The 24950-nt window shown below is 44.1% G+C and carries 27 protein-coding genes; 15 read left to right on the top strand and 12 right to left on the bottom strand.

Translation table 11 applies throughout. The annotated features are described in order from the left end of the window. The first annotated feature begins 163 nt into the window (after positions 1-163). The 5 genes from ACLSSO_RS08515 (at position 164) to ACLSSO_RS08495 (ending at position 6558) form a co-directional block, all read left to right on the top strand. Complete coding sequence (locus ACLSSO_RS08515; RefSeq protein ID WP_413944682.1) at positions 164-2488, top strand: NADP-dependent malic enzyme; 2325 nt, start codon at positions 164-166, stop codon at positions 2486-2488. Then, entirely contained in the window at positions 2481-3581 is a 1101-nt protein-coding gene (gene chrA, locus ACLSSO_RS08510) for a chromate efflux transporter (RefSeq protein ID WP_295902643.1), read from the top strand. The genes ACLSSO_RS08515 and chrA overlap by 8 nt, the downstream gene beginning before the upstream one ends. A gap of 48 nt (positions 3582-3629) precedes the next feature. Continuing rightward, on the top strand, positions 3630-4904 hold the full coding sequence (hflX, locus tag ACLSSO_RS08505) for a GTPase HflX (RefSeq protein ID WP_295902640.1): 1275 nt from the start codon (positions 3630-3632) through the stop codon (positions 4902-4904). A 113-nt stretch (positions 4905-5017) separates the two neighbouring features. Then, on the top strand, positions 5018-6148 hold the full coding sequence (locus ACLSSO_RS08500) for a hypothetical protein (RefSeq protein ID WP_295902638.1): 1131 nt from the start codon (positions 5018-5020) through the stop codon (positions 6146-6148). After that, positions 6136-6558 carry a hypothetical protein gene (locus ACLSSO_RS08495; RefSeq protein ID WP_413944681.1) on the top strand — a complete coding sequence of 141 codons (423 nt, stop codon included), beginning with the start codon at positions 6136-6138 and terminating at the stop codon, positions 6556-6558. Before ACLSSO_RS08500 ends, ACLSSO_RS08495 begins: the two co-directional genes overlap by 13 nt. Here ACLSSO_RS08495 and ACLSSO_RS08490 read toward each other — a convergent pair whose 3' ends face one another. Further along, positions 6559-7029: an acyl-CoA thioesterase gene (locus tag ACLSSO_RS08490; protein WP_413944680.1), complete on the bottom strand. Its 471-nt coding sequence runs from the start codon at positions 7027-7029 to the stop codon at positions 6559-6561. It lies immediately after the preceding gene. 100 nt (positions 7030-7129) lie between these two features. Beyond that, entirely contained in the window at positions 7130-7522 is a 393-nt protein-coding gene (locus ACLSSO_RS08485) for a helix-turn-helix domain-containing protein (RefSeq protein ID WP_295902631.1), read from the bottom strand. 212 nt (positions 7523-7734) lie between these two features. Between ACLSSO_RS08485 and ACLSSO_RS08480 the strand changes: the two genes are divergently transcribed. Genes ACLSSO_RS08480 through ACLSSO_RS08470 form a run of 3 tightly spaced genes read left to right on the top strand, consistent with a single transcriptional unit; the run spans position 7735 to position 10065 of the window. After that, on the top strand, positions 7735-8160 hold the full coding sequence (locus tag ACLSSO_RS08480) for a response regulator (RefSeq protein WP_295902628.1): 426 nt from the start codon (positions 7735-7737) through the stop codon (positions 8158-8160). A 20-nt stretch (positions 8161-8180) separates the two neighbouring features. Beyond that, on the top strand, positions 8181-8681 hold the full coding sequence (locus tag ACLSSO_RS08475; protein WP_413944679.1) for a chemotaxis protein CheX: 501 nt from the start codon (positions 8181-8183) through the stop codon (positions 8679-8681). A 4-nt stretch (positions 8682-8685) separates the two neighbouring features. Next, positions 8686-10065: an HD-GYP domain-containing protein gene (locus ACLSSO_RS08470; protein ID WP_295902621.1), complete on the top strand. Its 1380-nt coding sequence runs from the start codon at positions 8686-8688 to the stop codon at positions 10063-10065. Here ACLSSO_RS08470 and ACLSSO_RS08465 read toward each other — a convergent pair. From ACLSSO_RS08465 to ACLSSO_RS08450, 4 genes are all read right to left on the bottom strand, one after another. Further along, a complete protein-coding gene (locus ACLSSO_RS08465) occupies positions 10062-10436 on the bottom strand; it encodes a hypothetical protein (RefSeq protein ID WP_413944678.1) in 375 nt (124 codons plus the stop codon). The genes ACLSSO_RS08470 and ACLSSO_RS08465 overlap by 4 nt on opposite strands. Positions 10437-10586: 150 nt before the next feature. Next, on the bottom strand, positions 10587-11576 hold the full coding sequence (locus ACLSSO_RS08460; RefSeq protein ID WP_413944677.1) for an HNH endonuclease: 990 nt from the start codon (positions 11574-11576) through the stop codon (positions 10587-10589). 644 nt (positions 11577-12220) lie between these two features. Beyond that, complete coding sequence (locus tag ACLSSO_RS08455; RefSeq protein WP_295905815.1) at positions 12221-12832, bottom strand: RDD family protein; 612 nt, start codon at positions 12830-12832, stop codon at positions 12221-12223. Beyond that, positions 12825-14033, bottom strand: coding sequence for a CCA tRNA nucleotidyltransferase (locus ACLSSO_RS08450; protein ID WP_413944676.1), 1209 nt, complete (start codon positions 14031-14033; stop codon positions 12825-12827). Before ACLSSO_RS08450 ends, ACLSSO_RS08455 begins: the two co-directional genes overlap by 8 nt. Positions 14034-14093: 60 nt before the next feature. Between ACLSSO_RS08450 and queG the strand changes: the two genes are divergently transcribed. Further along, positions 14094-15125 carry a tRNA epoxyqueuosine(34) reductase QueG gene (queG, locus tag ACLSSO_RS08445; protein WP_413944675.1) on the top strand — a complete coding sequence of 344 codons (1032 nt, stop codon included), beginning with the start codon at positions 14094-14096 and terminating at the stop codon, positions 15123-15125. A gap of 45 nt (positions 15126-15170) precedes the next feature. Here the strand turns inward: queG and ACLSSO_RS08440 are convergent, their stop codons facing one another. From ACLSSO_RS08440 to ACLSSO_RS08430, 3 genes are all read right to left on the bottom strand, one after another. Next, on the bottom strand, positions 15171-15749 hold the full coding sequence (locus ACLSSO_RS08440; RefSeq protein WP_413944674.1) for a quinol:electron acceptor oxidoreductase subunit ActD: 579 nt from the start codon (positions 15747-15749) through the stop codon (positions 15171-15173). A gap of 9 nt (positions 15750-15758) precedes the next feature. Further along, positions 15759-16127 (bottom strand): BON domain-containing protein, encoded by a 369-nt coding sequence (locus ACLSSO_RS08435; protein WP_413944673.1) that lies wholly within the window; start codon positions 16125-16127, stop codon positions 15759-15761. 100 nt (positions 16128-16227) lie between these two features. Further along, entirely contained in the window at positions 16228-16743 is a 516-nt protein-coding gene (locus ACLSSO_RS08430) for a hypothetical protein (protein WP_295905810.1), read from the bottom strand. 33 nt (positions 16744-16776) lie between these two features. Between ACLSSO_RS08430 and ACLSSO_RS08425 the strand changes: the two genes are divergently transcribed. Continuing rightward, complete coding sequence (locus ACLSSO_RS08425) at positions 16777-17703, top strand: HD-GYP domain-containing protein (protein ID WP_295905809.1); 927 nt, start codon at positions 16777-16779, stop codon at positions 17701-17703. Between the two features lie 60 nt (positions 17704-17763). Here ACLSSO_RS08425 and ACLSSO_RS08420 read toward each other — a convergent pair whose 3' ends face one another. Together ACLSSO_RS08420 and ACLSSO_RS08415 are read right to left on the bottom strand one after the other, a co-directional pair. After that, positions 17764-18291, bottom strand: coding sequence for a hypothetical protein (locus ACLSSO_RS08420; RefSeq protein ID WP_295905928.1), 528 nt, complete (start codon positions 18289-18291; stop codon positions 17764-17766). A 14-nt stretch (positions 18292-18305) separates the two neighbouring features. Continuing rightward, a complete protein-coding gene (locus ACLSSO_RS08415; RefSeq protein ID WP_295905927.1) occupies positions 18306-19151 on the bottom strand; it encodes a hypothetical protein in 846 nt (281 codons plus the stop codon). A gap of 41 nt (positions 19152-19192) precedes the next feature. Here ACLSSO_RS08415 and ACLSSO_RS08410 point away from each other — a divergent pair, with 41 nt between their 5' ends. From ACLSSO_RS08410 to ACLSSO_RS08390, 5 genes are read left to right on the top strand one after another with little or no spacing between them, the layout of a single operon-like run. Beyond that, complete coding sequence (locus ACLSSO_RS08410) at positions 19193-19912, top strand: creatininase family protein (RefSeq protein ID WP_295905926.1); 720 nt, start codon at positions 19193-19195, stop codon at positions 19910-19912. 44 nt (positions 19913-19956) lie between these two features. Next, on the top strand, positions 19957-20541 hold the full coding sequence (locus ACLSSO_RS08405) for a hypothetical protein (RefSeq protein WP_295905925.1): 585 nt from the start codon (positions 19957-19959) through the stop codon (positions 20539-20541). Then, positions 20541-21500 carry a formimidoylglutamase gene (locus ACLSSO_RS08400; protein ID WP_295905924.1) on the top strand — a complete coding sequence of 320 codons (960 nt, stop codon included), beginning with the start codon at positions 20541-20543 and terminating at the stop codon, positions 21498-21500. The genes ACLSSO_RS08405 and ACLSSO_RS08400 overlap by 1 nt, the downstream gene beginning before the upstream one ends. 2 nt (positions 21501-21502) lie before the next feature. Then, positions 21503-22528, top strand: coding sequence for a threonine aldolase family protein (locus ACLSSO_RS08395; RefSeq protein ID WP_295905923.1), 1026 nt, complete (start codon positions 21503-21505; stop codon positions 22526-22528). Next, positions 22525-23604 carry a tryptophan 2,3-dioxygenase family protein gene (locus ACLSSO_RS08390; RefSeq protein ID WP_295905922.1) on the top strand — a complete coding sequence of 360 codons (1080 nt, stop codon included), beginning with the start codon at positions 22525-22527 and terminating at the stop codon, positions 23602-23604. Before ACLSSO_RS08395 ends, ACLSSO_RS08390 begins: the two co-directional genes overlap by 4 nt. 59 nt (positions 23605-23663) lie before the next feature. Here ACLSSO_RS08390 and thrS read toward each other — a convergent pair whose 3' ends face one another. Then, complete coding sequence (gene thrS, locus ACLSSO_RS08385; protein ID WP_413944672.1) at positions 23664-24920, bottom strand: threonine--tRNA ligase; 1257 nt, start codon at positions 24918-24920, stop codon at positions 23664-23666. Positions 24921-24950: the final 30 nt, after the last annotated feature.

Genomic DNA, 24950 nt, shown 5'->3' with positions numbered 1-24950 from the left:
CCCCCTGCGCCAAAGTCTCGATACATTGACCCTCTCTTGCCCCCTCTTGTAGAGTAATGGCACTTGTCGCAAGGCTTTCGCTAACCCCTTGAAATGGGTTGATAAAATTCTCTTATCGAGAGCCTCGTTTAACAGCTAGCAAAGGCACAACAAAGGAGCCTCCTTGGATACGAAAACTGAAACCAAAACTGGCATTAGCAACCTTGATCAAGAAGCTCTGCTTTACCACCAACAAGGCAAACCAGGAAAAATCGAAGTTATTTCTTCGAAGCCTTGCGCGACTGAGAAAGACCTTTCTCTTGCTTACTCTCCAGGTGTGGCAGCTCCTTGTAAGGCCATCGCAAAAGATCCTTCCAAAGTTTACGACTACACGGCCAAAGGAAATCTTGTTGCCGTGATCTCTAACGGAACGGCCGTTTTGGGTCTTGGCAATATCGGTCCAGCTGCGGGTAAGCCCGTGATGGAAGGAAAAGGAATTCTTTTTAAACAATTCGCAGGCATTGATGTTTTCGATATCGAAGTCGCGACGAATGACGTTGATACATTCTGTAATGCGGTTCGCGTTCTTGAACCTACATTCGGCGGAATCAATCTTGAAGATATCAAAGCGCCAGAGTGTTTTGAAATCGAAGAGCGTTTGAAAAAAGAAATGAACATTCCGGTTTTCCATGATGACCAACACGGAACTGCAATCGTATCTGGCGCAGCTTTGCTTAATGCCTGCGCGATCACGAATCGTAAAATGGAAAACGTGCGCATCGTTGTAAACGGTGCCGGAGCTTCTGCAAACTCTTGCGCAAAAATCTTTATCGCTTTGGGTGCACGTCGTGAAAACATCATCATGTGTGACTCTCAAGGTGTGATCTACAAAGGCCGCACAGCGGGTATGAACAAATACAAAGAGTTCTTCGCGGCTGAAACGGAAGCGCGCACTTTGACTGAGGCTTTAAAAGGTGCTGACGTTTTCGTCGGTCTTTCTGTTGCGGGAGCTTTGACTCCTGAAATGCTTAAAGACATGTCCAAAGATCCAATCATCTTTGCGATGGCAAATCCTGAGCCAGAGATCACGCCGGATAAAGCGCGTGCAGCTCGTCCGGATGCCATCATCGCGACAGGCCGTTCAGATTATCCAAACCAAGTGAATAACGTTTTGGGCTTCCCTTCTATCTTCCGTGGTGCTTTGGACACGCGTTCAACACAAATCAACGAAGAGATGAAACTAGCGGCTGTTCACGCTTTGGCAAAACTCGCTCGTGAAGACGTTCCAGAAAAAGTTTCTGCGACTTACGGTGGTAAGAGCTTTAAATTTGGTCGCGAGTATTTGATTCCAAAACCATTCGATACACGCGTATTGATGTGGGTAGCTCCGGCAGTTGCGAAAGCGGCGATGGATTCAGGTGTTGCGACGAAAAAAATTGAAGACTGGGATTCTTACCGCGACACTTTGGAAGCTCTTCAAGGACCTTCAAAAGTTTTCATCCGTTCAGCGATCAACCGCGTTCATCAAAATGCAGCAGCCAACGGTGGCGAACTTCCGAGAATTGTTTTCCCAGAGGGAACTAGCACGAAAATCTTGAAAGCTCTTGCGACTTTGGTTGAAGAAAGAATCTGCCAACCAATTTTGCTTGGCTATCCGGAACGCGTAAAAGAAAAAATCAATGCCTTGGATATTCCGATGTTGAAGGATGTTCCTATCATTCATCCTTCAAGCTATCCGAAGTACTATTCATTCGTTGAGAAACTCTATGCTTTACGCCAACGTAAAGGTGTGAACTTGCGTGAGGCGGAACGCCTCATGGCAGAGCCGAATTACTTTGCGGCGATGATGGTTCATATGGGTGACGCCGATGGTATGGTGACGGGCTCTTCCATCAATTATGCGGATGCCGTTCGCCCAATCCTGCAAACAATTGGTATTTATCAAAATGGCGTTCCCGCAGGTTTGAACTTCATTCTACTTGAAGACAAGTTCTTGGTTCTTTCAGACACGACTGTGAACTTCAACCCGACAGCAGAACAATGTGCGCAAATTGCTTTGCAAGCGGCGAAGATCGTTGAGTACTTCGGTATTCAACCGCGTGTTGCGATGCTCAGCTATTCAAACTTCAGCGGTGACGGTGAAACTCCAGCGAAGATGAAACGTGCCGCAGAGATCGTTAAAAAATTGCGCCCGGGTCTTATCGTTGATGGTGACATGCAAGCGGACACGGCTGTGAATCCTGAGATCATGGAAAGACTTTTCCCATTCTCAGAACTTAAAGGCGGCGCCAACGTTCTTGTGTTCCCGAACTTGGAATCTTCCAACATCACTTACAAGTTGATCCAACAAATTGGCAAAGTGGAGGTGATTGGACCTTTCTTGATGGGTGTACGCAGATCAGCCAACGTTCTACAAAGAACAACGACTGTAGATGGCATCGTGAACTCTGTTGTATTCACGGCTCTTGAAGCTCAGTTCATCAAAGATGTTCTGAAAGCTCGTGGTTAATTTAATCTGGTTGTTTCTTAAGCTGGGGGCTACTTCATTCGGTGGCCCCGCAGCTCACATCGCCATGATGGAAGAGGAATTCGTTCATCGTCGTAAATGGCTTTCCCGCGAAAAATTCTTAGATCTTATTGCGCTCACAAATATTATCCCGGGTCCGAACTCGACAGAGCTTGCAATTCACATTGGCTACCAACAAGCCGGATGGTGGGGATTTTGGCTGGCAGGCATAAGTTTTATCCTCCCCGCTTTTTTGATTGTTACTGTAGTCGCTTATTTTTATACGCAGTACGCGAGCCTTCCTGCGGTCCATGATTTTCTTTTAGGCGCAAAGGCCGTGGTTTTGGCTGTGATCGTCTTTGCTTTTGAAAGATTCTTTAAAAGTTTTTTGCGTATTCAAAAGTTCACTGAAGTTCTACAAAAAGACTTCTGGGCGCAGAAACAAAACGTCGTGCTTCTATTTGTTTTCATTGCCAGCGTTTATTTGAAAGCTCGGGGATCTTCTGAAGTTTTGATTCTTATGACGTGCGGCTTGATGGCTCTTTTCATTACTGGCCGCTTTCTATTGCAAAAAAACGAATTGGGATCTTTGTTTTGGGTCTTTTTTAAAATCGGTTCATTATTATTTGGAAGTGGATACGTCCTTTTAAGTTTTCTGCAAACCGAGTTTGTACAAAATCGCGCCTGGCTCACAGAGGCGCAGCTTTTTGATGCGATTTCGGTCGGTCAATTCACTCCGGGCCCCGTCTTTACAACCGCCAGTTTTATTGGCTACCTGATGCATGGACTTCCGGGAGCCGTTGTCGCAACTTTAGGAATCTTCTTACCGGCATTCTTGTTTGTTGCTTTAAGCATTCCGCTTTATGCAAAGCTCAATTCTTCACCGAAGTTTCGCGCCATTCTTGCTGGCGTCGTCGCAGGATCTTTGGGATTGCTACTTTCAACCATCTGGACTTTTGGAGAGTCTATCGTTGTCTCGTGGATGGGGGTGACACTATTTATCGTCTCACTCATTCTTATTTTGAAAGCCCGAATTCCCACGGCCGTCTTGATTTTGGCAGGCGGACTTATATCACTGATCTCGACAAAAATTTAACTTTGACCCACGCCTCAAGCGTGCTAACCTTAGGTCTGTAAGGGAGGATTGTTCGAATTGACTAATCAAGCCCACGTCACTCAGCAAGACAGAGCCATTGTCATCGGTGTCGGATTGAAATCCGAACCTCTCAGCGAAATCAAAGAAAATTTATTGGAACTCGAAGAGCTTGTCTCCGCAGCCGGAGGCGAAGTCGTTGGTTCTTTGATCCAAGTGCTGCCGCAATGGAATCCCGCAACTCTTATCGGAACGGGCAAGGTCGAGGAAGTCGCCGAAATGGTCCGCGATAGCGGCGCCAATATCGTCGTCATGGACCATCAGCTTTCCGGAGTTCAACAAAGAAACTTAGCGCAAATCGTGAAGGCCCGCGTGGTTGATCGCAATCAGCTGATCCTTGATATTTTTGCGCAAAGAGCTCAAACCTTTGAAGGAAAACTTCAAGTAGAACTTGCACAGTTGCTCGATCAAATGCCTCGCATGGTCGGCGCATGGCTGGAATCTCTTTCTCGTCAAGGTGGTGGTATCGGAACCCGAGGTCCCGGTGAAACCGCTCTTGAAAATGACCGTCGTCGTATTCGTGAAAGAGTCGCTTTAATTAAGAAAAAACTGGAAGGGGTTCGTCAGAACCGTGCGCAGCACAGACAATCCAGAAAACGCCATGAGATTCCGTCCTTTGCATTGATTGGTTATACCAACTCTGGAAAGAGTTCAATTTTGAATCGCCTCACGGGTGCTCAAGTGATGACCAAGAACCAAGTCTTTGCGACTTTGGATCCAACAACTCGCAAGATTTTTTTACCCGATGGACCACCAGCTGTCGTGACAGATACGGTTGGATTTATTCGTAAACTTCCAACTCAGTTGATTGAGGCTTTTAAAGCAACACTTGAAGAATCATCAGAGGCAGATGTTTTGCTTCATGTAATTGATTTGTCGTCTCCAAATATGGAAAGACAAGTGGAAGTCGTTGAAGCCTTGATTAAAGAATTCAACTGGTCTGATAAAAAGATCATTCATGTGTATAACAAGTGCGATGTCGCGCCTTTAGAACGTCAATTTAGAGTGAAACACTATCCAAGAGTTTTCGTCAGTGCTTTGACCGGACAAGGTATGGAGCAATTAAAAAAACTCATGGCGGCTACTGTGAGCGAAATGCAGACAGATGTTCAGCTCTACTTCCCGCGCGCTGAAGAGTATAAAATTTTTGATTTGGGTCGCGAAGCACAAATCCTTCGTAAAGAAACGGCTACGGAAGGAACTGTTTGCTATACGCAGCTCACGCCCGTCTTGCTCAGTCGTTGGAAAGATTACGTCGTAAAATAAAATTCACATATCATAAATTTGGTGGATCACTTTCTAAGAGTGATCCAGACTTTAGTTTTGGATTTTTTAAAGATCTTCCTTAATCTCTGGATGATCTCACCGATAAGATCGAGGTGAGACAGTTCTTATCGCTTCTTATTTTTAGCACTTTGTTCATTCTTCCGGGGATCAGCTCTGCTCAGTATCTTTGCGTGAATGATAAAAACGGAAAAAAGGGCGCACAAAATCAGGACATTAACAAGTCCATGGATGCAGCTCGCGATCCTTTAACTAGGGCCTTTCTTCGCTATCGCAATTCGTTGGCTGCCGTAAACACGTGCCAGGCATCCAGCTACACTCCAGGAATCAAAAATGACTTGTACAACCTGGGAACCATTCTTGCCCAAGGCACAAAAGTAAAACAAATAAAAAAAGACTGCATCGAAGCTTCGTTGCAACGTGAGCCCGGCAATCAAGGTTATAGTTGCGATGGCGATACCAAAAAGAAGTTTGAAAATGCAGGCGCCAGCACACCTTGCCTTAATCAGAAGACGGTCGACTTCTTGCATTTTGCTGTCAATCAAGCGATTAGCTGCATGTCGACGGGAAGAGTTCCTATTGATCCCCGCATTGTTCTTAAGAAGTTCAATAACGAAACAGCTTTTAACTTTTACCTCGCCTACTCCGGAGGAAAAGGTATCGGGCAATTAACATCCGATCCCGTGAACGAAATTGCCGGTTACTACAAAGGCAAAAAGTTCGTAGAGGGCAATGGCTTTCATATTCTTGAGTCACTTATGGACAGCTCAAATCCCGCGTGCACGCCGTTTAAAGAAATTCTTCGTGAAGATTTAAAATCGCCTCCACCCTCTCCTGGTTCGCCTAAGAACTACTGTGACTGGATTCGTCCTGGCGATGGCATTGCCAGAAATCTGATCTATTCTATGGGCTATTACGTTCACGTGCGCGACAACATCATCAAACCGAGTGTTGAAAGACGCTCGACAAAGTTTGCCAACAATAGCGAAACCTTGAGCTATTTAACACTCGCGGCTTATGGCCCTGACGGCCCTGCAGGTGCAAAGGCTTTGATTGATCGTCTTCGCCTAAATAACAACATGAGCGCAGCCGAAGTTAAGAATAAAATCATCAAAGCCAATGCTTATGTAAGACAGACAGAAGAAAAGTTTGCAGAAGAACTTCTTCCTGTGATGAAAGAAAACATCACAGATGCAGACAAGCGAGGCGATACATGCGTGCAGTAGTTTTTGCCTTGAGCCTTCTCGCTTTTTCGATTTCCTATGCAGATCTAAAAAAGGTCGACGATTTCTATAAAGAATCAGAAAGTGCTTATCAAAAAGCACTGAAAGAAAAAACGTTTTCAAAGAAAGCTTCTTACCTTAAAGACTTAAAGAAATCCTTTGAAAGTGCTTTGAAAGAATACGAAAAGAAAAATCCTGATGAGGGAACCGATCAGGAACAAGAAGTATCGACGTTGTATTACACTTTGGAGCCGGCCTTTGAATTGTCCGCTTTAAAGAAAGTTACCGAAAAAGACTGCGATAAAAAAGAACTCTCCGTGCGCAGCCAAGCAGGTCACGGCAAAGAGGAAGGCGCAAAACTCAACGCTCGCGCAGAAGAAGCCCTTCGTTGGATCGAAGTGCTCTGTAAATAATTATCTCATTTTATTCATCAAACGAACTTCGCGACGTTTTTTTGCTTCTTCAAAGCGACGTCGGTCCGTTTCTGTCTCTAGGATAAGACCGGGAACTTCGATAGGTTTACCATTCGCTCCCAAAGCGACGAAAGTGCTATAAGCGGAAGCAGTATGAAATGTCTCTCCCGTTTTTGGATCTTCAGCATCCACTCGCACGCCGATTTCCATGGAAGTTCTTGAAGTGTAATTCACACTGGCTTTAAGGTTGACGACCCAACCTTTGTAAACCGGAGCCACAAAATCCAAACGATCGATACTCGCCGTCACAACATCTTTATTGGAATGTCTTTGCGCTGCAATCGCGGCAGCAATATCAATCCATGACATGATCGTTCCTCCGAACACGGAACCCAGGGCATTTGTATGAGAAGGAAGAACTAATTGGGTCATGATGACTTGAGACGACGAAACGGGTTTGGAGTTTGCCATTGGTGTTTGCTCCTTATTTCAAAAAAACAAAGCGCAGGTAGTATGGACCGAAGTCCGCCCCCCCGCGCTCTTAAAACATCCTTAAAGTCTAGTATAAGACTTAGATGCCACCCATACCGATATCGGAATTACCACCACGGTTCAATCCGCTACCAGGAAGAGTTGTTGTACCTGCAACAGTCGCAGATCCTGCTGGGATCGTTTGAGTTGCATTGTTATTGAATGCAGTCGCTGCAGCCGCATTTTGATTGTTGTTTTCAGCGCGTACTTCACTCTCAACAAAGCCAAGATGAGGCAAGCACCATACAATCAATTGGGCACGAGACTTAACATTCATTTTTTTATAAATGTTTGTGAGGTGAAATTTTACTGTTTTTTCAGTAACAAAAAGCTGATTCGCAACTTCCTTGTTGGACAAGCCCTTTGAAACAAGTTCAGCAACTTCTGCCTCTCTGTTTGAAAGACCTTTTTGAATGAGGACATCTCTGAGCATCCTTGCTCCCTCCCGCTAAATTGTTTTTAGTTTTAAAAACTCTGTCTAAACCTTTTACGCCACCTAGGACTCATGTCCAAATGTAGCACGACCACCTGTAATAAAGTCTGACAACAATTTTAGGAATTCGCAATAGGTTTGGACTCTAGTTTTAAAAAACTAGACCGATAAGCATGAGGATTTTACAGGCTTTCACCTTTTCAGGAGATATTATGTTTCCCACAAATACGAAGTTTTTGGTCGTTGATGACTTCGCAACTATGCGAAAAATCATTAAAAAAGTGCTAAATGAGCTAGGTTATACCAACGTCGAGGAAGCCGATGACGGCAAAACGGCCCTGCCCATGATCCAGGCCGCTCATGATGCAGGCCAGCCTTATGGCTTTGTAATTTCTGACTGGAATATGCCAGGAATGCAAGGCATCGATCTTTTAAAAGCGTGCAAAGCCGACCCTCGTTTTAAGTCTGTTCCTTTTATGCTTGTGACTGCCGAGTCTGAACAAAAGCACATTCTTGAAGCTGCCAAAGCCGGAGTCTCTGATTATGTGGTGAAGCCATTTAATTCAGCAACACTCAAAGGCAAGATGGAACGCGTTTGGGCAAAACACAACCCTGCTGCTCAAGCAAAAGCTTCTTAAGAAGTCGCTAGGAGAATTCAATGTCAGCAGCACCTAAAGTCGAAGCTTTAAATCCTCTTTTCGACAAACGTCTGATCAATGCGTTTGTGGATGGAGTCGTTAAGACACTTAAAACAATGGCACAAACCGACGCCACTCCCGGCAAACCCTTCATCGAACCTCAGTTCGTTTTGAAAGGTGAAATTGCGGGTATGGTGGGCATGGTGGCTCCTCCTCTTAAGGGAACTCTTTTGATCTCTTATGGGAAGGACAGCATCTTCCACATTTTGGAAAACATGCTTGGAGAAAAACACACGTCGATCAATGGCGAGGTTTCAGACGCCGTTGGTGAGATGACGAATATGATCTATGGCTCAGCGAAAACAACGTTGAATCAATTGGGTTATAATTTTGAAATGGCCATCCCGACTGTGATTTCTGGTGACTTTAAAATCAGTCACGCAGACAAGGGCGCCACTCTTGTTATTCCGTTCAATTTGCCGAATGGCTCCACCTTCTATGTGGAGATAACGGTGCAATAAACCGATGAAAACCACTTCAGGCTCGACTGTTGACGTTCTGATTGGAAGCCCTCGAAATGGCTTTTGGGAAGCCGTCAAAGTCATCCTGAAGGGGTATTATCCGTACCAGCTCAAACACTTCCACACGATCGACGAAATTCTTGAAAGCTCTGAACCAAACTTCTCTCCTATTCTTGCACTGATTGATGGCCAAGACGGAACTGCTCAAACCAACGAGTGGGTTCAATCAACCAAAATGAATTATCCTGACTGTCACATCATTGTTCTGCACGCCGCTGCGGGATCGCTTAATTTCGATGTGGTTAAAAAAAATGGCGCCGACGAAGTGATGCATATCAACTTCGATCGGGAGTTCATTTCCGACATGGTTTTGCAGCTAGCGCCCATTGAGATGGAGGGAGACAATATCCCTATCACAGCATTAATGCCTGTGGATCTGCGGGATATGGAAGCTGAGATGAACATCAACTTTGATGTGTATGTTCACCTTCCCGTCAATCATCGCTCCGTTTTATTGCGAAAGACCGGCGATTGCGTTGACGAACGCCATTTGGAAAAGTTCAAAACTTTGAAGCAGCAAATGTATATCAAGAAAACGCAGATGAATGCTTTTTTTGAATACGCGAGAACTGTGATGAGTTTGCGAAATATTCCTTTACCCGTATCAATGACCGAAAAGTTTCATCGCTCTAAAAGAGCGATCTACGAAATCATGGCGCAATTTCTGAACGGTGCGGGTACGGACTATCAAGAAGGAAAACTGATCTTTGATAAATGCAAAAACATTGTCGCTGATTTTGAATTAACGAAAGATCTTTCTCCCCAAGAAATTTTTGACGAAATTTTCCGGTTTACCGGAAATACCCGTTCTCTTTACCACGATTGCATTTGTCTTTCGGCTTACGGTGCTTATTTTGCGCAACTTTTGGGTTGGAATCACGAAAAAAGGGAAAGTGCGGCGATGGCAGGGCTTTTACATAATATCGGCCTTGCGCAACTCCCTGCCTCTGTGGGCGATAAAAATCCTAAAAACTATACCGACGAAGAACTTTCAGAATACATTCTTTACCCTGACCGCTCCGTGATTATGGTGAAGGGAAAAAAAGTACCTTTAACACCAGAGATTTCAGATGCCATTGGTCAACACCGGGAAAATGGCAACGGATCTGGCTTTCCCAAAAAACTCACGGCTGAAGACATTTCTGATATGGGAAAACTGATGGGTCTTGCTTACCGCTTTCATGAAATGACGGCCCTTCAAGACAGCCAACAAGCCATGACAGCAACACAGGCTATTAGTACGCTCCGTGAAGCTGCCTTAAATGGAAATGGCGAGCTAGACCTGGTTTTAACAACTCAAGTCTTTAAAAAATGGAAAGCTTAAAGCGTTTCTAAAACCACTCTATCCATTTGACGAATGTAGTTCTTGTACGTCGTTCTTACAACGCGGCATTTGCCTGCTCCCAACTCCATACCCAATGTGATGCACATACGACCTTCAGTGGACTGATCGATCTCCTGAAGACCTTTCATAATTTCTGCGAGTTGTTTTTTGGCGTAGCTAGGAATCACTTGGTTGTATTGGATGATCACGTTGAGACGAGCAACAGCGCTGTCACTGGAGTCCGCCTTAATTCCATACTCCTCCGCAGTTTCACGATACACCATTTTAAACTCGAATAAATCCGAAGCGGCGTGACCAAAAGAAGAAAAACCCATTACCGCGATCATTGTAGCTAGAATCATTTTTTTCATAAATCGTTACCTCGTTCTTATGTTTGTTTTTACGTTTTAAAATCTTCAATCAACTTCGAAACGCAATTTACCAAATGACTCTTGATTTCCACAAGAGCAGGAACGAGTGAGTGTATTCTTGAAAAGATGCTATAGAAGATCAACAATCGTTCACAGAGTGTGAACGCCAGACTCCCTCTTATATTTCATTCTATTGTGAGCAGCACACAGCAGCTGTAGATTCTCTTTCTCATTCGTTCCTTCAGCCCAAACTGGCTGAATATGATCAACCTGCAACTGCCATTTGGAAGTGCACTTCTTGCCTGTGGTTTTATCAACATGCTGACAGCATTGATCACGTTGAAAAATCATTCTTCGTAACGGTGCGGGAATATATTCTCTTTGAGAAAAAACTTCTGATTGTTTCTTAGAATCTAATTTCAGACTATTCATTTCAGAAATATTTTTTCTTTCGCTGGTGTTTGCTTTAATTTTCTTATTTAAATTTGAAGTCTTCAGTTCTTCCGGAGCTTTCGAAGCTCGTCGAGTTTTTTGCTGAATGACTTTATCTGCGACAAACTCCAAGATTTCATCCCAACTTCCATTTGGCAGTGAATGTGACAACAATGAACGCATTTCTTCCATCTTCTGCCATTGATCTTTACTGAGGCTCACTTCAAACCGAACGGATTCATCAGCTTGGTGTTGAATTTTAGGAGCCTGCTTGATCTCGATATTCAGCGCTTTAGCAACAAGGACTTCGGAGTCCTGATAAGACTTTCCGATAAGTTCATTTAAGATTTCTTTCTTAGTCTCAACGGGAACTACCATGTGTGCTTCTTTTTGAGTTTGACGGAGGGCTTTCTGCAAAAGACTTACCTGAGAAAGATTCAAACCGCCAGATTCAAGACTTTCAGCAACTTCCGGAATATCACGAAATAACCGAGCTGCATCAATTCTGCGTTGAGCACTTCCTGCGGAATATCCAAAGTACTTAGTGAGATAATCAAAAAGGCTAGGATAAGCTTTCGACAAATACAATTTGCGACGATCTACTTCAGCAATATGCAAAAGAATATCAGATAGAATTTCTCTTTCTTTTTGAACTAAAGATTTTAAATTCTGCTCAAGATTTTCATCAGACAAGTATCGAATATTCATAACTCACCTCTTCGCAGGACTTGTATAACATGGATTTTAAAATTGAATTTTTGACTATTTTCCCGAGTGAAATGGGATTATGGAAACTACTCAATTCATTGATTTATTCGCTCATGAATTGAATATATTGAATAAATAATTTCGATCCGAGACGTTTTCCTGTCTTTTTAAAGAAAGCATCACCTAGCCGATTTTACAGAGTCGAAAACTGCGTCAATAAAAATATTTAAGAAGATGGTTTTGTAATAGAAAGCAATGCAGTCCCTTACAAATGAACAAATGAATTATTGGATTATTTTTTACTGCCAAATGGAAGTGGATTTTTTCTTGTTCAGCTGTGCGGATGTCTTTGTGGGCTGTCCGTCCTTGAGAAGGCTGTTTCCTGGCCGTCGTGACCAGGAAAGGAAAGTATAAGGGAAAGACTTTTTTGTTTTTTGTTATTTGCTTTTTGCTCTTTTATTTTTGGAAGATCCCTTTTTCCAAAATTTTAAATTCTCCCCCGCTGCTCTCCCCTGACGAGCACGATGCCCGTCAGGAAGGCCTTCTCACGGATGGAGGACGCACGTGCAACTGTCTCTGCTCTGCAAAACAATGAATCAAGCCAGACTCACTCGAACCTCGGCGGCCAAGTAAAGTTGAGGGCGTTAAAGATCGTCGTAATCTTCCATAACTCCGGAAAGGGAGTCAGAGTCCACAAGCGCACGAAGATCCACCTGACGATTTTGCCAATCAATCACGTGAATAAGGTTCTTGGCGGAATGCAAACCGTCGTAGATATAAAAAATAATCAAAAGGCTTCCTAGAAACCAGCGAAGTCCTGCTCGTTTGCGACGAGGCACAAATTGAACAACGCGGGTTTCAGCCACCCAGTCCGCTACATGGGTACGATCATAACGAAAGAAGGCCGCCGCATAAATGGCCCATGAGAAAAACAAAGACAGACGTTCTGTGAGAGGGCGCAAAATACACTGTCCCCAATGCAGCTTTTGCGTGGGATTTGAAAAAGGAACGACCTTTAAGCCCATCAACCACTTACCGGGCGTTGCCTGCATGAGAACCAAGAAAATAAATTCGTAAACCGCAGGAATCAAAAACATCAAAAGCAAATGCCCTAAGGAGATCAGCACTTCTTCTTCCGTAAAAATCAAAGCAATCAATGCTTTCGCAAAAGGAAGATAAAAAGCTACGCGGATTAAAGAGTCCACCGCTTGCGCGGCTAAACGTCTATACGTGCTCGGAACATAAATATTATCCATGTGAATCACTTTCTAAATACTTTTGCAACCACGCTATAGCCTCATCGCGCGTTTGAAGCTTTCGTTCTAATTGCAACTCAAAAGCTTCAGCAAGACAGACGCCAATAGCTTTGCCAGTAAGTTTCCCCTTAAGGTCTTCTCCCGTTAACAAAGGACGAGGAAGCTGGTTTTGCCAAAGCTGCCATTCCTTAAAAAGATCTTTCACTTGAGAAGCCCAAACACTTCCCTCAAGCATTAAAACCTGCAGAGCCCAAAAAGATCCCTCTTCAGTCAGCTTTTGAAGCTGTTTTCCCAAATTCAAAGCGAAAAAATCATCCGGTTTTTGCCAAAGCGCCCAGGCCTTTTCAATGCTCCGTTGCTCCTTCGTGGAAAGTTTTAAAAGCTGAATAGACGAAGACAATTCTTCCGACTTGGCATTTCTAAAAAATAACGCCAGCGTTTGCCATACTTCCTTGGCACCATAACTGCCGAACCACTCGTTATCACGCAAGCGAAATGGAAAAAGAAGCTGCATCAAGTCCGTAGCAACCATCACTTCCAAACCTTTAGAAACCGCTTTAGATTTCAAAAGCTTTCCCATTTCATCGCGAAGACGTTCGCCGCTCACGGTTTTCACCAGCGCCGCCATTTGTTTAACAGCATCAAATGTGGTTTGCTCTAAAATGAAATCCAATTGCGCGACAAAACGAGCTGCCCGTAATAACCGCAAATGATCTTCGCGAAAACGTCTTTCCGGCTCACCCACGGTGCGCAGGATCGCATTACGAAGATCGGCCTCTCCTTGAACAAAATCTAAAACTTTTTTGGAAGTTAAATCGTAAAAAAGAGCATTCACCGTAAAGTCACGCCGTTTGGCATCTTCTTCCGGTGAAGAAAAATGAACACCCTCAGGACGGCGGCCATCCTTGTAGGTCCCATCAGTACGGAAGGTCGCCACTTCAATGTCGGCTCCCCCTACCAGAACTCTCATCACGCCAAAGACCTTACCGACATTGACGGTCTTTTCAAAAAGTTCCTCAATTTGTTCCGGAGTGGCATCTGTCGCCACGTCCAAATCGTTCGCCGTAATCCCCAAAAGAGCGTCCCGCACACAGCCCCCAGCCAAAAAGGCTTTGTAGCCATGAGCTTGCAGTCTGTGGTAAATTGTTTCCACAGCCGACCAATGAGGGTGAGATTCAAGTAACTTTTGAACTTGTGACATCTCCTTCAGTGTAGGAAAAGACCGGAACGAAAGAAAGAGTTTTGCGTGACGCCACAGGAGATGAAGTCTCTCATTGATGAAACCCTGGAAGATTTGGGATTTTCCCACTTCGGTTTCACGTCTTTAAGCAAACCTTTAAGTTTTGAGTTCTATAAAGAATGGCTCAACCAGGGATTGCATGGAGACATGAAGTACTTGGAAGATCACGCTCCTATCAAAGAAGAGCCACGCAGCAAATGGCCTCGGGCGCAAAGCGCTTTGGTTTTCGCCATTCCTTATTTTCCTCATCCCGAAAAAAAGCAGGACTTCCCCTTAAAACAAGCGCGGGTAAGTCTTTACGCTCAGGGGATGGATTATCATTTTTGGTTTAAAGAACGCATGGCAGAACTCTGCAAAAAGTTGCAAGGACTTATGCCTGAAGAAGAGTTTCTTCCATTCACAGATAGCAGTCCGGTTTTAGAAAGAGATTTAGCCAAACGCGCGGGGCTTGGTTGGGTCGGAAAAAACACGTGCCTCATCCATCCCAAAAAAGGCAGCTTGTTTTTTATTGGCGAGATCTACACGTCCTTGAAGTTAGAAACTGAGATAGAACCGTTACCGGATTTTTGCGGGACGTGCACAAGGTGCATTGATATTTGTCCCACGGGCGCTCTTCTTGAGCCGCGCAAAATGGATGCGCGAAAATGCATTTCCTATCTCACCATCGAGTCACGACAAGTGCCTTCTGAAGAATTGCGCTCTCAGATCGGCGATTGGTTTTTTGGGTGCGATTTATGTCAAACCGTCTGCCCTTGGAATCAAAAAGTTTTTAAAGGGCAGCTTTCGATTGAAACAAATTTAACTCTTACACAGGAGAACGAAGAGCTCCTCATCAATGATCTTCGATACATTCTTACGGCCTCAGGAAAAAAAATCGGTCGAGACTTCTTGGGAACCCCTCTGGCGCGCGCAGGATCTTTCGGATTAAAAAGAAATGCTTTGATTGTTGTGGCAAATAAAAGAATCAAAGCGCTTTCAGAAGAAGTAAAAACGCTTCTTCAACATGAAAAATTGGGCGAACTCGCAAGTTGGACCCTTAAACAAATTGAATAAAAAGCCCCTCGCAAAAAGGGGCTTTTTATTATCCGATCTTCTTTATCAGATATGTGTCGATTTATCGCTTGAAGGTGTGGGTTTTCTAAATTCTCTTTGGGCGACTTCAGAAGAGTTTGAAATATCCTGAGCTCCGGCAGCTTCAAGAATTTTCTCTGCCTTGTCTTCCCACTCGTTGTCGTCGACATGAACAGAGATCAACATACCTCCGTCTTTCACATATTTTTCATAGCGTTTGGCTTCGTATTCGGGAATACCGATACCCACTAAAGCACCAGTGACTCCACCAACGGCTCCGCCCACACCAAGTCCTGCTAAGGCACTCATAATGGGACCGGCCGCAACCAAAGGTCCTAACGCTGGAATTGTTGCAATCGCACCGATTCCGACAAGCCATCCGAAGGCTCCACCAAGAACAGCTCCAGTACCTGTACCGATGGCGGCACCTTCTGGGGCTTTCGTTTGTTTTTCATGCGCAAAAGTCGCCGTGTCTCCTTTTTCAGGCATCAACACAGAAACGTCTTCCGCTCTAAAACCGTCTAAACGCAATTGGTCTACACAGCTTTCAAGTTCGGAGCGATTTTTAAATATTCCGAACACCACTTTTCTACCTTGTTTAGCCATAACTACCCCCTATTTGACGACAGTCTCGTTCACAATGATTTTTGCTCCCGAGACGCTTTTTGCAATGGTCTCTATCTTGTTTCGTTCCTGAGTGGAATCCACAGGACCTTTCAATGTCACACGACCATTTTGTGAAATGATTTTAACGTTTTTCGCATTCACAGAAAGACTGTTATCCGCGACAATTTGCTCACGCACACGGCGAGTTAATTCTGTGTCGTTTGCATTCATCATTTGATCTTCAGCCGTCTTTTGATTTGTAGTGTTTATTGTTTTTTGATTGGTTTGATTCGCTGTATGCTCTCTATCGTTTGCCAAACCAACATTAAAAGAAGTCGCTATTAAAACGGCTGATATCCATTTTATTTTTGTGTTCATAACTTCACCTCTCTTGTAGGCGTTTTTCCTACATTATAGGTGAATTTTTTTAAGAGAGATGAAGTAGCTAGACGTGTTTAATAACACCCGACCCCTTTGATTAGAGGCCCAGCTTTTTCAAAAGATCGTCGATTTCTGACTGTCTGAGTTTTTGAGGAGCTGTTCCTGTGCCAACACTCATACTGTACGCTTCGCTAAACTGACTAGACACCCAACGAAGGCGTTCGATAAAGGCTTGAGGAATGGTTTCTTTCAAAACCTTTCCTTCCTTTTCGATGTTGTTAAGCAAGACACTTAAAGTCTCTGTGGCATCTAAAAGAAGAGCCACGCAGACATCGTAAAATTGTTCATTGTCAGTGATCTGAGAGGCCTTATATCCAACCGCCTTACAGAGAGCGGCGTAGTCTGAAATCATGTGCAGAGCATGATCCGGTGGTGCCATCATCGCTAAACTTTTTGCTCCACCCATAATGCGATCGACGTTGTTTCCGTAATCAGCCAACTTTTGAACCTGAGAAAAGTCACCTTCAATACTTTCGAGAAGGTCTATCAACTCTTCAATTAAGGACTTTGACTCATTTACAAAATCTTCTACAATTTCTTTATCAATCGACATAACTTACGATAACAATCGAAGGATACAGAGGCAATGGATTATGTTTCTATTCGCGTAAGCACCCTGCGCGGAGATCAAAAGATCGACTTCAACGCTTACGTTAAAATCAACGAAAAGATGATTCTCTACCTTCGTCGCGGCGACAGTTTCGAGGGAGAACGCCTCAAACGTCTTAAGGACAAAAAACTTCGCAAAATGTACATCCTTACAGACGAGGAAACAAGCTACCGCAGTTATCTGCAAAAAAATATCGAGACGGCTTACGACAACTCTTCGAACAAAGACATTCAAACTCGTTCAGAAATCATTCAAGGTTCCCAACAAAACAACGCCGAAGAAGTTTTTGAAAATCCCGACAACGTCGAATCCTACAATTACGCTAAGGATGCCGCTGGCAAGTACGTGAACTTCATCATGAGCAACGCCCAAGCCATGTCTTCGATTATGAATATCGAAAATACGGATAAGAACATCGCCCATCATGGTGTGACCGTCGCAACACTATCAATCGCTCTGGCGCAAAAATTAGGAATTAGCGATCCAAAGAAAACGCAGCTTCTTACTTTGGGCGCTATCTTACACGACTACGGCCACCACAACTCTTCGCTCAATCTCAATCAGCCTTTAGATGCTATGAGTGAAGCGGACCGCGCCGTTTGGAACAAACACCCTACGGATGGCGCCACGAAAGTTCAGGATAAGAAACACTTTGATCAAACTGTGATCAATATCATCGCTCAGCACGAAGAAACGATCAATGGAGCCGGCCCCAAGGGGTTGCGCGAAAAAGATCAAGATCCGCTGGCGGTTCTCGTTTCTTCTGCGAACGCCATAGATCGCCTGATCACGTTTGAAGGTGTGCCTAAAGCGGAAGCCGCGAAAAAAATGATGATCGATCATGTTGGTAAGCACCCACTGCAACATATTCAATTATTGAACGATATACTTAAAGGTCTTTAAAATAAAAAAGGGCTTCATCATGAAGCCCTTTTTTCCGAAATTCCATTTTCAGTTTTAAATCTAGAACACAAATCCTAAAGTCAAAAGCGGAAGCAATTCATCTTTTTTATATTTTGTATCGCTTGTCGTTTTGTATTCAATTGAACGGTAAGTCAGTTCGACACCCACAACAAATGCTCCCGTGACATTGGTAAGATACCCGAGATCACCTTGCATCCCTTTACCCTCTTTAAGATCACCCAATTCGGCAGAAGCAATATAGTGACCCATCACAAAAAAGCCATTCGCCGCGACATAACCAACAGAACCGCCAAGAGCTTTTCCATCTGTAGTCGTACTGCCAGTTTGCGAGTTGCGCAGAGTATAGATACCACCCAAATACAAACCGCTGCCGGTTAAATACCCTAGCTTGATATCGTAAATGCTATTCTTGGATTCAATCTTTGTCCCGTTGTTATCGTCGGTAGAATTATAGATAAAGGCATTGCCCGTTAACATCACGCCGCTTGCACTTCCGCGCGCCTCGGCATTTCCCGCCACCACACTTGCAACCACCACAGCCACCAGAGCTAAGATTTTTGCTTTCATCCGCACACTCCTTGTTAGGTCTCGCAAATCAGTATAGCGTCCTGGCACAGAGAGAAAAACTTTTTTTGCCACTCTTCGGATGATAGTTGAGGTGTTATTTCGTCACTCAGCAAGGCCGTCTGCGTGAGTTGCTGAGGTGTGTACTTCCTATCTTCTTGTAATAAGTCGATGAATTGCGCCTCATACACGTCCAGTGCTCTTTCCACCACAGTCGCTTTCTCACGACTATAAACAAAAGCGTACATACCTTTGTCTCGCTTTAAAACAGCGTTGTTTTGAGAGAACGAAACAATCTGCAAACTAGGATTTACGATCACGACGTTTTTCTCTAATTCGCCTAAATCAAAAGGCTGAATTTCAATCCACGCTTGCACCCATTCCCAATGGGCGGTTTCCATAAGCTCTGGCTTATCCGGAAACATCTGGCGAAGAAAACCCACAAAATAGCGCCAATGATCTTGAAGAAGCCAACTGCTCCACTCCATCTCATCAAGATAGTGATCCCGGATTTTATTTACGGCGAACCCCAAGGCCTTGGTTGTTTCAGGAAATATCTTAGAAAACAGAACCTGTTCTTCGAGAAGAAAATCAAAGATGTCTTTTTTCACTGTTTTCACCGGACGAAGCCACTGCAAGGTTCTTATGAGCTCTGCCTGATAAATCGACTGCACGGACTCAGGAATCATGCTTTCGTGCGTATGCAAAATAAATTTCTTTGTTTTTTGCAACTCTTCCAGCTGATGGCGGCGCAAAGCTCCCGTACCAACAACATCAATGTCGCGCACAATAAGAGTTTCTGGCGAAGGAATTTCTCCGCGTAAAGGAAAAGAAAGCTGACTAGTTCCGTTATCTATAGACATTTATATTTATATTATGTGTGCTTAGATCATTGGAGCAAGCAATGTCGATGAATCTACAAGAAAAAACGTGGCCACAAGTTGAAGAATACCTAAAAACCAAAAAACACATCATCGTTCCGGTGGGCTCCACAGAGCAACACGGTCCGACGGGTCTTATTGGCATTGATTATTTGTCTGCTTGGGAAGTCGCGAAAGCTGTTGGAGAAAAAACAAAAACTCTGGTGGCTCCGCCGTTGTGTTTTGGAATGGCTGTGCACCACATGGCTTTCCCTGGGACGATTACTTTTTCTCCAATCACTTACATTCAAGTAGTGACTGAAATCATTCAAAGCCTGGGGAAACACGGCTTTAACAAGTTTACTTTTATTAACGGTCATGGAGGCAATATCGCTCCCCTGACTTCGGCGTTCTGCCAAGCCAAACAAGATCAAGAAACTTTCGACATTAAACTTTTTAATTGGTGGCACCTGCCTGAAGTGACTGCGTATGAAAACAAAGTCTTCGGGAACGAAAATGGTTTTCATGCGACATGCGGAGAAATCTCCGTCACGATGTTTACACATCCTGAAGCTTATAAAGATGTTCCGAAGATGGATTTCAAGCCGACGAAAGATCGTCCTCATTGGCCAATGGCTCCGAAAGAGTTCCGTGAAACTTTCCCCGATGGCCGAATGGGTTCAAACCCGAGCCTTTGCTCGGCTGAACATGGAAAAGTGCTATTTAATTTAGCAGTTGACTCGATTTGTCAAAAAATGGAGTAGGAATACTATTGACCGAGAATAAGAGCCATGGAACAAGGTGGGGCATGAGATTATTGCTTTTCGTCCTCAGCCTTGCTGTTTCATCTGTGGCTTTTTCTTCTCAACCGATTGTTGGGACTATAGAAAGAGACTTCACAGGCGTTTATTTGCATTCAGGCGATCTCTGCCCTCGCTATGTTATTGATTCAAAATCAGAAGATGCTTCTACGAACATCCGTAAGCTTACAACGGGTGATACAATCACAGCGACGGGACTTCTTGATGCACAAACTTGCAAAGCCGTGATTGAAAGCGTTGAGTATGTAGGTCTTAAGAAAATGCTCGGCTACTGGTACAGCCAAGACGGCATTATCACTGTTCGCGATTTCAACTCTTTGAGTTTTTATCCAATCAATTTAAAAGATTTCCAAAACGGCGCTGACTACAGAACAGCCGACCCAATCACTTATCGCTACAGCGTCACACCGACTGAAGGAAAAGAGTGGGTTGTCTTCTTGTCAGACACCACAAGCACTACTTTTGCGACGATTCAGTTTGGCAAAAGCAATGCGACCATGAAAATCTATGATTCTGAGACTGGAGATATTAAAAAAATTCTCCGTATGTCTAAGTGGGGCAACCTGAGATAATGAGCTGGTTTCATCCGATCGACAAACATCTTCTTTTCACCAAAAACGACAAAGAAGATCCGCGTCTTGGAGAATGCGTCCAGCCTTTATCAAAGCCTGATCTGCAAAAAATTTTCGAACATGATTTTGACTACGCCATCTTAGGTCTTCCTGATGATGAAGGCATTGCTTTGAATGGCGGACGCCCGGGAGCACAAGCAGCTCCTCGTGAAGTTCGTCTTTATCTTTATAAGATGACACCGCACTTGTCCTCTACTCGCCTACCAAAGATTTTAGATCTTGGTGATCTGGCTGATAAAGAAAAACCTTTGGGCGATCGACATGAAAAAGCTCGTGAAACTGCACGTGCTTTGGCTGCTTCGGGGAAACGTTGGATTTCCCTCGGCGGTGGTCATGATTATGGCTACTGTGATGGTGCGGGTTTTTTAGATGTCTTTAAAGACAATGCCGTCCTGATTAACTTTGATGCTCATATGGATGTGCGTCCGACTGATAAAGGTTTTAATTCGGGCACACCTTTTCACCGTGTTCTTTCAGAATTCAAAGGTCACGTGGACTTTGCTGAAGTTGGAATTCAAAACCAATGCAACAGCCAAGCTCATATCACTTGGGCGAAAAACCACGGAGCTTCTGTTTTCACTTTAGATCAAGTGAATGCCGAAGGACTTTTGCCTGTTCTTGAAAACTTCATGAAGGGCAAAGAAAAGAAAAAAGTTTTCTTAAGCATTGATATTGATGCTTTCACTTCCAATGAAGCTCCCGGATGCAGTCAGTCTTGGACAACGGGTTTATTTACAAAGGAATTTTTGGAAAGTTTCTTGTGGCTCAATCGTGAATTCGATGTTCGCGGTATTGGCATTTACGAAGTATCTCCGCCACTAGATCAGGACAATCGCACCAGCAAATTAGCGGCTCTTATCGCGCATAATTTTATTTTCGCAAATCTGAACAAGGCCTAGTTATGAAACGAGGATTTGGTAGCGACAATCATGCCGGAGTTCACCCGCAGATTCTAGCCTCTTTGGCAGAAGCTAACGTCGATCATGCCCCTGCTTACGGGACTGACGAGTGGACCGAAAAAGCTCTTCAAGAATTTAAAAAACAATTCGGCCCTGACGCTCAGGTATTTTTCGTATTTAACGGCACGGCTGCCAACGTAACAGCATTGAAAGCTCTAACGGAATCCTACCAAGCGATCTTCTGTTCTGATGTCGCACATATCAATGTGGATGAGTGTGGTGCACCGGAATTCTTTACTGGCGCAAAGCTTATTGCGTTGCCTTCCGTGAATGGAAAAATTTCTGTCGCGGATTTAGAGAAGGCCTACATCCGTCGCGGAGATCAACACTACTCCCAAGGGCAAGTGCTTTCAATTACTCAACCTACGGAACTCGGAACGACTTACTCTATCGAAGAGCTGAAGGCTTTAATTAGCTGGGCCAAAGAAAAGAAAATGCACGTGCATATTGATGGCTCCCGTCTTTCAAATGCAGCTGCGTATTTAAAGAAAACTCTGAAAGAGATCACAGCAGATTTAGGTGTCGATGCGGTTTCTTTTGGTGGCACTAAAAACGGACTTTTGATGGGTGAAGCGGTCGTATTCTTCAATAAGGAACTTGCGCAGAATTTCAAATATATTCGCAAACAGAGCGCGCAACTTCCTTCTAAAACTCGCTTTATCGCCTGTCAGTTTCTGGCTTATTTTCAGAATAATTTATGGCAAGATATTGCCAACCACTCTTGCGCCATGGCTCAGTCTCTTTACGACGCCGTCAAAGATATTCCTGGCGTGAGTGTGCGCGAAGTGCCGCAAAGCAATGCGGTCTTTGCAAAAATCCCCAGTTCTTGGGTGAAACCTTTGCGTGAGAAATATTTCTTTTACGTGTGGGATGAAAATACATTCGAGTGTCGTTGGATGACCTCTTGGGACACTCGCAAAGAAGATATCGATGGCTTTGCCGCGGCTTTAAAGGAGCTTTCACGATGAAATACCCTGCAGTTCACTACCATAACTATCTTGGCCTTGACGCACTTTTATCCGCACAACATCCAAAAAGTGCTGAATACGGAAAGCCTGCTCATGATGAAATGCTTTTCATCACTGTTCATCAAACTTACGAGTTGTGGTTTAAGCAAATTATTTTTGAATTGGATTCTGTTCTTGCAACATTTAAGAAGGACTCCATTCCTGAAAGAGAACTTGGTGTCACGAGTGCCCGTCTTGAGCGCATCGCGAGTATTTTAAAAATGATCATCAACCAAATCGACGTCCTAGAGACCATGACTCCCATGGACTTTTTGGATTTCCGTGACATGCTTTACCCGGCATCAGGATTTCAAAGTTTCCAATGGCGTCTTATCGAAACGAAGCTGGGTCTTCGCATGGGTGATCGTTTGGCTTACAATCAAGCACCGTTTTATAAGTCTTTAACGGAAGAACAACAAAAAGAGATGATGAATGTTTTAAATTCTGAATCTCTATTTGACTCTGTTGAAAAGTGGCTTGAAAGAACGCCGTTCCTGCAAGGCGAAAACTTTAATTTCTGGGATTCTTACAAACAAGCTGTGAACAAAATGTTCCAAGCAGATATTGATGTCGTGAAGAAAAATACGCGTCTTACGGAAGAAGAAAAGGCTCGCGATATTGCAGGCCTGGAAGCGACGTTGAAAAGCTTCGACGCTCTTTTCAGCGAAGACGTTTACAACCAGCTTCGCAAAGAAGGCCAATACCGTCTTAGCTATAAAGCTTTGCACGCGGCGATCTTGATTCCTCTTTATCGTCATCAACCCATTCTTCAAACGCCTTTCCGTATCATCAGAGCCTTGTTAGACATTGATGAAACGATGACAACATGGCGCTACCGTCACGCGATGATGGCGTTACGCATGCTCGGACAAAAAATCGGCACTGGCGGATCCAGTGGACACAAATACTTATCTGAAGCGACGACAAAGCATAAGATCTTTGGAGACTTCTTTAATCTCACAACATTCTTTATTCCAAGCTCGCAAGTGCCACCACTTCCAGAGTCCATTGCAAAGCGCATGAACTTTAGTTACTAAAGGTACTCCGAGAATTGCAGAGCAAAAAAGCGCGTAAGTCATTACGCGCTTTTTTATTTCTAAACACTTCTCTTTTTTATCTGTTCTTTCAAATCCTCCAGCAGTCTATTTAAAGAACTTACGATGCTTTTTTCTTCGCCTCTTTTGCGTATGCTCACCGACCGCTCTTGGACTTCACGATCTCCAATCACCAGCACATACGGAACTTGTTCCGCTTGGGCTTCGGCGACTTTCTTTGAAAGACTCTCAATGCGCTCGTCAAGCTCCACGCGGACAAAAGCATTATGTAACGCTTTTTGCACCTCTTTTCCCCACTCAAAATGTCTTTCCGCGATGGGAAGAATTTTGACCTGCATAGGCGATAACCATAAAGGAAAAGCTCCTTTGTATTTTTCGATAAGGAACGACACCATTCTTTCATGAGACCCCAGTGGGGCTCGATGCAAGATCAAAGGTCGCACAGCTTTGCCATTCTCATCGATATAAGAAAGATTGAATCTTTCGGCACTGATGAAATCCAACTGCACAGTGGAAACGGATTCTTCTTTGCCGTAAATATTTTTAAGCTGAATATCAATCTTAGGACCATAAAATGCGGCTTCGCCCTCTTCTTCATTGAACGGCCACTGCAACTCGATAAGAACATCTCTTAAGACGCCCTCAGCCCACGCCCACTTCTCAGGAAAAGGAACATATTTCCCATCAGAACTTCCTCCCCATTTTGAAAGTCGCACACGGTACTCAGAAATTCCTAAGATACGATAAGCTTCTTGATACATCTGAAGAACCTTTTTGATTTCATCTTTTACTTGATCCGGTCGGCAATAAAGATGCGCATCGTTCTGACAAAGCCCCCGCGCACGCATAAGGCCTGACAGCACACCCGAGCGTTCATAGCGATACACTTGCCCATACTCTGCCAATCGCAGCGGAAGATCTCTGTAACTCCGTAGATGTGAGGAATAGATCTTATGATGGTGAGGACAGCACATAGGCCTTAACCGATAGCGCACATTTTCAAGCTCAATGGGCGGAAACATCGACTCCTCATAATAAGGCAAATGTCCCGATTGATGATAAAGATCTTCTTTAGCGATATGCGGACTCACGACGCGCTGAAACCCGGCGAGGAATTCCAACTCGCGTGCGAACTTTTCAAGTTCATCCCGCAAAACGACCCCCGCAGGAAGCCACAATGGCAGACCTGCACCGATGTTTTCGTCTGAATAATAATAGTGATGCTTTTTATTTAATTCACGATGATCGTGCTCGTGAAGGCAAAGCTCGGCCTTCACGTTTTTTTCTTCAAAAGACATGAGAAAACTCCAAATAAGAGATTTAAAATA

The organism is Bdellovibrio sp. HCB-162, from assembly GCF_047344985.1.
GTDB lineage: Bacteria > Bdellovibrionota > Bdellovibrionia > Bdellovibrionales > Bdellovibrionaceae > Bdellovibrio.
The sequence above is the reverse complement of the archived record's forward strand: the minus strand, read 5'-3'. Positions and strand labels throughout refer to the sequence as shown.

Excerpts from the sequence above, each read along its gene's own strand:
- ACLSSO_RS08495 (WP_413944681.1), top strand. The coding sequence starts at position 6,136 with ATGCGTGCAGTAGTTTTTGCCTTGAGCCTTCTCGCTTTTTCGATTTCC.
- ACLSSO_RS08490 (WP_413944680.1), bottom strand. The coding sequence starts at position 7,029 with ATGGCAAACTCCAAACCCGTTTCGTCGTCTCAAGTCATCATGACCCAA.
- ACLSSO_RS08485 (WP_295902631.1), bottom strand. The coding sequence starts at position 7,522 with ATGCTCAGAGATGTCCTCATTCAAAAAGGTCTTTCAAACAGAGAGGCA.
- ACLSSO_RS08480 (WP_295902628.1), top strand. The coding sequence starts at position 7,735 with ATGTTTCCCACAAATACGAAGTTTTTGGTCGTTGATGACTTCGCAACT.
- ACLSSO_RS08475 (WP_413944679.1), top strand. The coding sequence starts at position 8,181 with ATGTCAGCAGCACCTAAAGTCGAAGCTTTAAATCCTCTTTTCGACAAA.
- ACLSSO_RS08470 (WP_295902621.1), top strand. The coding sequence starts at position 8,686 with ATGAAAACCACTTCAGGCTCGACTGTTGACGTTCTGATTGGAAGCCCT.
- ACLSSO_RS08465 (WP_413944678.1), bottom strand. The coding sequence starts at position 10,436 with ATGAAAAAAATGATTCTAGCTACAATGATCGCGGTAATGGGTTTTTCT.
- ACLSSO_RS08460 (WP_413944677.1), bottom strand. The coding sequence starts at position 11,576 with ATGAATATTCGATACTTGTCTGATGAAAATCTTGAGCAGAATTTAAAA.
- ACLSSO_RS08455 (WP_295905815.1), bottom strand. The coding sequence starts at position 12,832 with ATGGATAATATTTATGTTCCGAGCACGTATAGACGTTTAGCCGCGCAA.
- ACLSSO_RS08450 (WP_413944676.1), bottom strand. The coding sequence starts at position 14,033 with ATGTCACAAGTTCAAAAGTTACTTGAATCTCACCCTCATTGGTCGGCT.
- queG (WP_413944675.1), top strand. The coding sequence starts at position 14,094 with ATGAAGTCTCTCATTGATGAAACCCTGGAAGATTTGGGATTTTCCCAC.
- ACLSSO_RS08440 (WP_413944674.1), bottom strand. The coding sequence starts at position 15,749 with ATGGCTAAACAAGGTAGAAAAGTGGTGTTCGGAATATTTAAAAATCGC.
- ACLSSO_RS08435 (WP_413944673.1), bottom strand. The coding sequence starts at position 16,127 with ATGAACACAAAAATAAAATGGATATCAGCCGTTTTAATAGCGACTTCT.
- ACLSSO_RS08430 (WP_295905810.1), bottom strand. The coding sequence starts at position 16,743 with ATGTCGATTGATAAAGAAATTGTAGAAGATTTTGTAAATGAGTCAAAG.
- ACLSSO_RS08425 (WP_295905809.1), top strand. The coding sequence starts at position 16,777 with ATGGATTATGTTTCTATTCGCGTAAGCACCCTGCGCGGAGATCAAAAG.
- ACLSSO_RS08420 (WP_295905928.1), bottom strand. The coding sequence starts at position 18,291 with ATGAAAGCAAAAATCTTAGCTCTGGTGGCTGTGGTGGTTGCAAGTGTG.
- ACLSSO_RS08415 (WP_295905927.1), bottom strand. The coding sequence starts at position 19,151 with ATGTCTATAGATAACGGAACTAGTCAGCTTTCTTTTCCTTTACGCGGA.
- ACLSSO_RS08410 (WP_295905926.1), top strand. The coding sequence starts at position 19,193 with ATGTCGATGAATCTACAAGAAAAAACGTGGCCACAAGTTGAAGAATAC.
- ACLSSO_RS08405 (WP_295905925.1), top strand. The coding sequence starts at position 19,957 with ATGAGATTATTGCTTTTCGTCCTCAGCCTTGCTGTTTCATCTGTGGCT.
- ACLSSO_RS08400 (WP_295905924.1), top strand. The coding sequence starts at position 20,541 with ATGAGCTGGTTTCATCCGATCGACAAACATCTTCTTTTCACCAAAAAC.
- ACLSSO_RS08395 (WP_295905923.1), top strand. The coding sequence starts at position 21,503 with ATGAAACGAGGATTTGGTAGCGACAATCATGCCGGAGTTCACCCGCAG.
- ACLSSO_RS08390 (WP_295905922.1), top strand. The coding sequence starts at position 22,525 with ATGAAATACCCTGCAGTTCACTACCATAACTATCTTGGCCTTGACGCA.
- thrS (WP_413944672.1), bottom strand. The coding sequence starts at position 24,920 with ATGTCTTTTGAAGAAAAAAACGTGAAGGCCGAGCTTTGCCTTCACGAG.